The 1586-nt window shown below is 52.6% G+C and carries 1 protein-coding gene; it reads right to left on the reverse strand.

Going from position 1 to position 1586, the window contains the following annotated elements; all coding sequences use genetic code 11:
* Nucleotides 1-117: 117 nt before the first annotated feature.
* Complete coding sequence (locus B7364_RS08350; protein WP_085339547.1) at nucleotides 118-1506, reverse strand: transposase; 1389 nt, start codon at nucleotides 1504-1506, stop codon at nucleotides 118-120.
* Between the last annotated feature and the right edge of the window lie 80 nt (nucleotides 1507-1586).

Consider the following 1586-nt stretch of genomic DNA (forward strand, 5'->3'; position numbering starts at 1 on the left):
GATATTGTTGAAAAACTAGAAGTTTAGACGAGATTGGGTGCTTGGGCAGCGCGGTTGGTTTGCGACTGCTGGTCGATTTTCGCTTAAAGGTCGGTGGAGTGCCTCTTTTGAGGTAGATTAGGCAGCAAAGGCTGGTCGTTTATGTGGATTTGGTCGCAGCTTGGCTAGTTTTCGCAAGTTTTGGGCTGTTGCCGCGAGCAGGAACTCGTCTCTGGCACCGTTTGGGCCACGGAGCCTTAGCCGGCCCATTTTGAGGATACGTTTGAGGTGAGCAAAGAGCATCTCGACTTTCTTGCGGCGATCACGTGATCTGGCATAGGCGGGCGTGGTTGCGATGAGGCGGGCGACATCGCGGGAGTCTTCGTTGAGGTCGCGGGGGATTTTTCGAACTGTGGCCTTGGGACAGCATTGTTCTTTGAGCGGGCAGACACGGCAGTCTTTTGTGCTCGCTCGATATAGTCTTTGGCCGGCTTTGGTGATGCCCGATCGTGGCGTTTGGTAAGTGCGATGGAACTGCACCAACTCTTTGCCAGCGGGACAGGTATAGCGGTCTCTTTCGGGTTCCCAAGTAAAGTCAGATCGCGAGAATGTTCCGTCTGTTCGTATGGACTGGTCGAAGACAGGAATATGAGGTGCGATATCGCGCTCTTTCACCAACCAAGCTAGGTTATGAGCTGAGCCATAAGCGCTATCGGCTGCCAGATAACTTGGCTTTAGGCCAAATCGAGCTTCGGTACGATCAATCATCGTGCGCGATGCGCCAACTTCAGCCTGGCGAATTGCGCGTGTAGCTTCAACATCGACAATGACGCCGTGATCGGTATCGATCAAATAGTTAGTCGCATAAGCAAAGAAGGCATGACCTTTATGGGCACCGGTCCATTGTGCAGCAGGATCGGACTTTGCAACAAACTTTGGTGGCACCGGTGAGGCTGCACCAAAGGCCTCGTGATCAAGAACAGCCAGGTATTCTTGGACCGCGCGTCCCGCCATCTCTATGTCTTGCCCAGATCGCCATTGCTCACCCGACACGGAGCGCTGCTTGTTGGCGTCGGCCGCGATTAGACTCGCGTCAACCGCAAAGCCTTCACCGCCAACAAGTCCCTCTGACAGGCAACGTGCAACCACTGTCTCAAAGAGATGGCGCAATACATCACTCTCGCGAAACCGACCATGGCGGTTCTTGGAGAAACTCGAGTGATCAGGAACTTTGCCGTCTAGGCCAAGCTTGCAGAACAAGCGATAGGCAAGGTTAAGGTGGACCTCCTCGCACAATCTACGTTCTGACCTGATGCCCATTGCATAGCCCACGATCAGCATCCGCATCATTAAATCAGGATCAATCGATGGCCGCCCCGTGTTGCTATAATAAGGCTTCAGGGCCGAACGAACGCTCTCAAGATCTAAATGAGCATCAATGCGCCGCAGAATATGGTCAGCTGGAACATGATCCTCAATCTGAAAGTCATAAAACAACTGGGCCGATACTTCTTGATGTCCCATCATCACCAGATCCCCCGCAAATCAATGAAACCAGTGAATCATGACCCGCAAACCCTGACAACGACGAGTTTTTCAACAATATC

It is taken from the genome of Aquidulcibacter paucihalophilus, from assembly GCF_002105465.1.
Lineage (GTDB): Bacteria > Pseudomonadota > Alphaproteobacteria > Caulobacterales > Aquidulcibacteraceae > Aquidulcibacter > Aquidulcibacter paucihalophilus.